9 protein-coding genes and 1 pseudogene are annotated in these 6,893 nt (G+C 65.1%); 4 read left to right on the top strand and 6 right to left on the bottom strand.

The genetic code is table 11. The features are described from left to right. The 3 genes and pseudogenes from DBR34_RS23830 to DBR34_RS17740 form a co-directional block, all read left to right on the top strand. Positions 1-277, top strand: a pseudogene (locus DBR34_RS23830) (cytochrome C biogenesis protein); the annotation flags it as partial. A gap of 70 nt (positions 278-347) precedes the next feature. Beyond that, positions 348-1,460: a homoserine O-acetyltransferase gene (locus tag DBR34_RS17735; protein ID WP_128097757.1), complete on the top strand. Its 1,113-nt coding sequence runs from the start codon at positions 348-350 to the stop codon at positions 1,458-1,460. Positions 1,461-1,510: 50 nt separating this feature from the next. Next, the gene (locus DBR34_RS17740) at positions 1,511-1,804 is read left to right on the top strand and encodes a DUF1294 domain-containing protein (RefSeq protein ID WP_128097769.1); all 294 of its coding nucleotides are present in this window, start codon (positions 1,511-1,513) and stop codon (positions 1,802-1,804) included. Between the two features lie 82 nt (positions 1,805-1,886). Here DBR34_RS17740 and DBR34_RS17745 read toward each other — a convergent pair whose 3' ends face one another. The 6 genes from DBR34_RS17745 to DBR34_RS17770 form a co-directional block, all read right to left on the bottom strand. Then, entirely contained in the window at positions 1,887-2,111 is a 225-nt protein-coding gene (locus DBR34_RS17745) for a hypothetical protein (protein ID WP_128097758.1), read from the bottom strand. Continuing rightward, positions 2,108-2,368: a SymE family type I addiction module toxin gene (locus tag DBR34_RS17750; RefSeq protein ID WP_181394063.1), complete on the bottom strand. Its 261-nt coding sequence runs from the start codon at positions 2,366-2,368 to the stop codon at positions 2,108-2,110. Before DBR34_RS17750 ends, DBR34_RS17745 begins: the two co-directional genes overlap by 4 nt. 461 nt (positions 2,369-2,829) lie before the next feature. Beyond that, entirely contained in the window at positions 2,830-3,462 is a 633-nt protein-coding gene (locus tag DBR34_RS17755; protein ID WP_128097760.1) for a hypothetical protein, read from the bottom strand. Between the two features lie 275 nt (positions 3,463-3,737). Beyond that, positions 3,738-4,649: a type II CAAX endopeptidase family protein gene (locus tag DBR34_RS17760; RefSeq protein ID WP_128097761.1), complete on the bottom strand. Its 912-nt coding sequence runs from the start codon at positions 4,647-4,649 to the stop codon at positions 3,738-3,740. Positions 4,650-4,917: 268 nt separating this feature from the next. Further along, positions 4,918-5,910, bottom strand: coding sequence for an aldo/keto reductase (locus tag DBR34_RS17765; protein ID WP_128097762.1), 993 nt, complete (start codon positions 5,908-5,910; stop codon positions 4,918-4,920). A 10-nt stretch (positions 5,911-5,920) separates the two neighbouring features. Further along, positions 5,921-6,517 (bottom strand): flavodoxin, encoded by a 597-nt coding sequence (locus DBR34_RS17770; protein WP_128097763.1) that lies wholly within the window; start codon positions 6,515-6,517, stop codon positions 5,921-5,923. A 74-nt stretch (positions 6,518-6,591) separates the two neighbouring features. On the opposite strand from DBR34_RS17770, the gene DBR34_RS23835 reads away from it, so the two are divergent. After that, positions 6,592-6,893: LysR family transcriptional regulator (locus DBR34_RS23835; RefSeq protein WP_258224092.1), on the top strand; the 302-nt coding region annotated here is incomplete at its 3' end.

Consider the following 6,893-nt stretch of genomic DNA (forward strand, 5'->3'; position numbering starts at 1 on the left):
CAGCATCTTCGTGATCGCCCGCATTCCCGGCGGCCCGCCGATGCCGGTGGCCGTGGAAAAACACCGGCTGGCCGACCTGCCGCTGCGGGTCACGCTGGACGACGCCGACAGCCCGATGCCGACCCAACCGTTGTCGGCGCTCAACGAGGTGGAGGTGTTCGCGCGGTTGTCTGCCTCCGGCCAGGCCAACCGGCAGGAGGGCGACGTCGATTCGCCCGCGGTACGCGTGCCGCTGCCGCATGCCGAACCGGTGCCCCTGCTGATCGGCGGACCATGAGCCGGGCTGGAACGATGCAGCGTGCCGCCACTGGCACGGCACGTTGACCGGACCCGGCTAAAATGCGCGCATGACTGAATTCATCCCGCCCGGTACGCGGTACCACGCCCTGCCCTCGCCCTTCCCGTTCAAGCGCGGTGGCCAGCTGCTGGACGCGCATGTGGCCTATGAAACCTGGGGCACGCTGGACGCGCAGGCCAGCAACGCGGTGCTCATCGTCACCGGCCTGTCGCCCGACGCGCACGCCGCCGCCAACGCCAACAACCCGGCCGCCGGTTGGTGGGAAGGCATGCTCGGCCCGGGCAAGGCAATCGACACCGACCGCTGGTTCGTGATCTGCGTGAACTCACTGGGCAGTTGCAAGGGGTCCACCGGCCCGGCCACGATCAACCCGGCCACCGGCGAACTGTACCGGCTGCAGTTCCCGGAGCTGTCCATCGAAGACGGCGCCCGCGCCGCCGTCGAGGTGGTGCGCGCGCTTGGCGTGGCGCAGCTGGCCTGCGTGATCGGCAACTCGATGGGCGGCATGACCGCGCTGGCGCTGCTGTTGCTGCACCCGGGCATCGCGCGCAGCCACATCAACATTTCCGGCAGCGCGCAGGCGTTGCCGTTCTCGATCGCGATCCGCTCGCTGCAGCGCGAAGCGATCCGGCTGGATCCCAAGTGGGACGCCGGCCGGTACAGCGAAGACAGCTATCCCGAATCGGGCATGCGCATGGCGCGCAAGCTGGGCGTGATCACCTACCGCTCGGCGCTGGAATGGGACGGCCGGTTCGGCCGCGTGCGGCTGGATTCGGACCAGGCCGACGACGACCCGTTCGGCCTGGAGTTCCAGGTGGAAAGTTACCTGGAAGGCCACGCACGCCGCTTCGTGCGCTTCTTCGACCCCAACTGCTACCTGTACCTGAGCCGCTCGATGGACTGGTTCGACCTGGCCGAATACGCCGACGGCGACGTGCTGGCCGGGCTGGCGAAGATCCAGGTGGACAAGGCGCTGGCGATCGGCGCCAACACCGACATTCTGTTCCCGGTGCAGCAGCAACAGCAGATCGCCGACGGCCTGCGGGCCGGGGGCGCCGACGCGCACTTCATCGGCCTGGATTCGCCGCAGGGGCATGATGCGTTCCTGGTGGATTTCGCACGGTTCGGGCCGGCCGTGGGCGAGTTCCTGCAGGCACTGTGAAGCACGCGCGCCGCTACCTGGCGCTGGCCGCAGCAGGCGCGCTGATCGCGATGACGGTCACTGGCGTGTTGCCGCTATGGCTGGGCGCCTGGTATGCGCTCACCAGCGTGGTCGCGTTCGGCCTGTACGGACATGACAAACGCGCCGCCCGTCTGGGCAAATGGCGAACACCCGAGCGCACCCTGCAACTGCTGTCCTTCGCCGGCGGCTGGCCCGGCGCATTGCTGGGTCAGTCGGTGTTCCGTCACAAGCACCGCAAGACCGCGTTTCAATGGGTCTTCGCCCTGTGTGTGGTGGCCAACATCGCCACATTGGCCGTATTCCTGAGAGACATCCCCCGGTAGAGCCACGCCATGCGTGGCTGACGCACCCATCGGGCGCCCCATCACCCAGGCGCCCGACCCAGACACACCGCCAGCGCGATCTTCAATCCCCGCCAAACGGACTGCACCGCCATCCGTGCTGGTGCTGCACCCACTCCTCCAGGTTCCTGTCGTCGACAGCCACCGGACCGCACTCGCCCGCCACGTACTCCCGCATCAGCCGGCCCAGCACCTGGTCAGCGGCACGATGCTCGCGCGCTGCCGCCGCCTGAAAACGAGCGCGCAACCCGGCGTCCACCTCGACCTGCATCAGCACGCACCGGTTCATGCCTGCTCTCCATCAGTGGACGCCGACGCACGGGCCGCTTCCCGTGCAAGCCGCTGCAACTTCCTGGGAATCTTCACCGGCACCGGCACCGGTCGCTCGATCACCGTGAGCGTGATACGGCCATGCTCCGCTTCGATCTTGAGACGTGAGCCTACGTCGAAGCCCAGCTTGTCCAGCCAGCGGCCGCGCAGACGTACGTATGGAATCACCTCTACGCTGCCGCGCTCCTCGCGGATGGGGTACAGCTGTGCACCCACTTTGCAGCTTGGGGCTGGGCGGGCGTAGGGTTTGCGCTTGGGCGGCTCGAAGAAGGGTGTGTCAGCCCATGGTGTTCGCATGATGCACCTCCTGATAGGAATCGCCCTCGCCGGGATGGCGAGGGTGTCGGGAGGTTAGAAACCGCAGAGAGGCCGGCGGGCGTATTCCCCCGTGAGGGTGTTGTATTAGCCACCCTCCCGACGCAGGAGTACCAACGTTATCTCTCTGGGAGTTTCTACGCTCCGGTGAACACCATGCGCGCTCATGAAGAACATGGGAAATCGCTTGTTTCTGTTGATATGCGGTGGTTGGTTCACTGCGTCTAACCAACTGTCGCAACGGACTCATCGGCCATCTGCGGGGCGACACAGGACTACCGCACAGCGACTGACTGATTTCGCGTGCAGACAGGCGCTGGATACCTGGGTGCCCCAAAACGAGCTGCTTCTGGCCCACGTGCTCAGCCGGCGTAAGGCGTGTGGATATAGAACACCTTCCGGACTGCAGGGCTGATGATCAGCGTGCCAGCCCTGCCGACTGCGTAGAAGCTTCCAGGACGGTTGACCGCTGCCTCGATCTGGCGCGCCACGTCTTCATGGTGCCGCACCATGCGCCAGTCTCTCTGTGTGAAATAGTCCGGCACCAGGAAAGTGCCGGCTTCCGCATTCAACTGCCAGTGCCGGCCCGGTGCCATGGGCGTCCGCCTCCAGCCACCGTGCTGGGAGTAGTCGCCCCGCCAACCCTCCAGCCACTTGCTCCTGTTTGGGGGAAGCGAGTTCAGGTAAACCTCCCCACCCGCAGTGATATTGGCAATGGCGTCAGGTGGCAACGCGTAAACACGTACGCCAGCGTCCGCCAGGGACCACGTGATTCGTCCGTCATGGAGGATGCTGTCCACCCCTAGTGCACGAGGCACATCCTGAAGCATTGAGGCATTCGTAACAGCGACGTACCCCGCCAGAGGGCCGCCCACCAGGAAAATGATCGCCGCCACAAACAGTGGTTTTGAACTACGGTAGACGGCTAGCAGCCCGGTTATCGCGAGCCCAAGGGCCAGCGCACTCATGAGCAGCACGCCATATACGACCATCATCGGTTGTCCTCCACACGACACGTGGCCCAGCCTGCCTGCGGCGCATGAAGTGGCTATGAGTTGCCTGTGAAGTGGGCACGAATTGGATGGGGGTACTGATTGGGATGGCCGCTTCCGGCCAGAAGCAGTCGTCGCGAAGGCGGTCTCGGTTCCAGCCGGTAGTGGCACTCGCATCCCCAACCTAAGCTGCCTCTAGTTGGCTGAATATCTGGAGCGGAATCCGCACCAGTAGCAAATTGCAAAGCGAGCACCCGCTGCTTCCGCATGAGCTTGCGTCAACTGCTGGTCGGCGAGAAGTTCTGTGCTCCGCGCATCTTTCGCCACTGGATCCACGCGATCGCGGCGACGAGGAAGACGCTGCACAGGTAACTGCCTTCCGGTCCTTCCGCGCCACCGGTCAGGGCGTCGGGACCATACGGCCGCAGCGCCACCAGTAGCGCCGGCAAGTGCGAATCCATGCCGGTGACGGGTAATTCGAAGCCGGTCGCGAGCAACCAGTTCCACCCCGCGTGCCAGCCCATCACGCCCCAGATATTGCCGGTCCGCAGCACCCAGGCGCAGGCGAACAGCGAGAACAGGAACGAACCAAGCGTAACCAAGGGCGGCTGGTGCGGACTGAAATGCAGGAAGCAGAAAACGAGCGACACCAGCAGCACTGCCACCGTGACATTAGTCTTGCGCGCCACCACCGACAGCATCCAGCCGCGGAAGATGGCTTCCTCCACGCTCGCCTGGAAAATGAAACCCAATAGCAGCAGACCGATGTGCAGCAGACTGACGGGCGACCGCCAGGCCGGCCCCAAGTCCGCCGCCTGCATGCCGCCAGCCATCCAGATCGCGGCTACGACCAGCGCGATCGTGCAGAATCCAACGGCCAGTCCGTGCAGGAAGGTTTTCAGTGGCGACGGACCGGTCAGCCCGATACTCGCCAGCGAGCGCCCTTCGACGAAGCGTACCCAGGCGAGCACGGCCGCCAGCGTCGGCGCGAAGCCAATCCACAGCAGCGCATTCAAGCCAGCGAGGCCGATCGGATCGCCGCGCGGCGTCGACCAATGCTGCGACTGCATCCATCCGTCCAGCACGATCACCGGTACCGCGTTGAAGAGGATCATCAGCATCGGCGTCAGCCAGGCCCAAGGCAGCCAGCCGCGGGCCGGATCGGGCGAATACAGGGCAACGGGGGTCATGCGGGGCTCCAGGTCGACGTGATCGCCGCTGCAAGTTGCCACCCGCGCGGGGGCGCGGCAACCCGTTTGCGACCAAGCCACAGAAGCCGCCGATGAATCACGCGGATTGCCGACGAGTTGGCGCTGAGTCGTCGCCCGTGGTGTCCGCTTTGGGTGGCGGGGTCGAGAGCGGGCTCTAGCACCCTTGGTCGCATTGTGTGGCGCCGGTGTGTCTGCTTTCGGCCAGAATCGAACAGCCACCGATCCTGTCAACCCGGCCAGCCCTCACTCACTTGCCGGTCATCTTCAAGGCAGCTTCCGGCAGGCGCGCACCGCTGATACTGATCCGGGCCACATCCGCATCGATACGCGCCAGGTCGGCCGCATCCAGTACCAGATCCACCGCACCCAGATTCTCATCCAGCCGATGAAGCTTGGTCGTGCCGGGGATAGGCGCGATCCACGACCGCTGGGCCAGCAGCCAGGCCAGGGCCACCTGGGCAGGCGTGGCACCCTTCTCTGCCGCCATCGCCTTCACCACTTCGACCAAGGCCATGTTCGCCCGGCGTGCTTCAGCGGAGAAGCGCGGCACCGCATTACGAAAATCCGTTGCATCGAACTGCGTGTTCTGGTCGATCTTTCCGGTCAGGAACCCTGCGCCCAGCGGGCTGAACGGTACGAAGCCAATGCTCAGCTCTTCAAGCAGCGGAAGAAGCGCCTGCTCCGGTTCACGCCAGAACAGCGAGTACTCACTCTGCACAGCCGTCAGCGGCTGCACCGCATGCGCCTTGCGGATTGTCGGCACACCCGCCTCGGACAGACCAAAATGCGCAACCTTGCCCTCTGCAATGAGGTCCTTCACCGCGTCGGCAACCTCCTCGATGGGCACCGCCGGGTCAACGCGATGCTGGTAAAGCAGGTCGATACGCTCGGTGCGAAGTCGCTTCAGGCTGGCTTCGACGGCGGCCCGGATGTGGGCGGGCTGGCTGTTGGTACCTGTGCCGCGGGCACCGGTTACGGGGTCGATATCAAACCCGAACTTGGTGGCGATCACCACCCGGTCGCGAACAGGCGCCAATGCCTCGCCCACCAGTTCTTCGTTGGCAAAAGGGCCGTAGGCTTCAGCGGTGTCGAAGTGGGTGATGCCGCGCTCCACCGCCGCGCGGATCAACGCAATCATGTCCTGCTTGTCTGCGGCCGGGCCATACGCCGCGCTCATGCCCATGCAGCCCAGGCCGAGGGCGGAAACTTCAAGGCCTTGTCCAAGGGTACGGGTCTTCATGGTCGAATCCTCATCGGGCGGTGTGCGGAGTGGCCAACCAGGCGTTGACGCTCTCCATGGTTTTGCGTTCCTGGTCGGCCTGCATTACGAAGGCATCCAGGATGCGTGCGTTGGGTGCGTGGCTGGCGACGACGCGCAGGCTGTTGCCCACGCCGAAGCCACCGTGCGTGATGAACGGCACGATCGTCTTGCCCCTCATGTCGTGCTGCGACAACAGCGACCGAATGATCGGCGGCGCGGTCTCGCCCCAGATGGGGAAACCCAGGTAGACGGTGTCATAGCGATCCATGCCGGCAATGCGGGCACGCAGCGCCGGTTCTACCCCGTCGTCGCGCTCCTGCCGCGCCTTTGCCACCGTTTCCAGGTAGTCCGCCGGGTAGTCCACGGCAGGCTGTATCTCGAACAGGTCGCTGGGCATGCTGCGATGAATGAGGCCGGCAACGACCCGGGTGTTGCCCGAGCGCGAAAACCAGGCAACCAGCGTCCGTGCGTTTGATCGACCCGCGGCCGCGCCCTCCTGCGGCGCCGCGGCGGAGCATCCCAGCGGCAGCGAGGCCAGGGCGGCAACGACTGCCCGGCGACCGTGATTGGCGGTTGGCTTTGTCATGACGCCAATCTACGCCCCCCAAACACATTCTTGCAGAGGCATAATCGGATATCGCTTATATCCGGTGCGCATCAATGAGCGTAGAGAATTACGACCAGCTGGCCATGTTCGTTCTGGTGGCGCGGGAGCGCAGTTTTACCCGTGCTGCCGCCCAGCTGGGCATGTCCCAGCCTGCCCTGAGCCGATCGATGCGTCAGCTCGAAGAGCGCCTGGGTGTGCGCCTGCTTGCCCGGACCACGCGCAGTGTTTCGCCCACCGAGGCCGGAGAGCAGCTGCTGCGGGTGATTTCACCGCGCTTCGAGGAAATCGACACGGAGTTGGCCCAGCTCAACGCTTACCGCGACAAGCCCGCCGGTCGCCTCCGCATCACCGCCGG

The sequence above is a fragment of the Stenotrophomonas sp. HMWF003 genome (assembly GCF_003061285.1).
Taxonomy (GTDB): Bacteria; Pseudomonadota; Gammaproteobacteria; order Xanthomonadales; family Xanthomonadaceae; genus Stenotrophomonas; species Stenotrophomonas maltophilia_AP.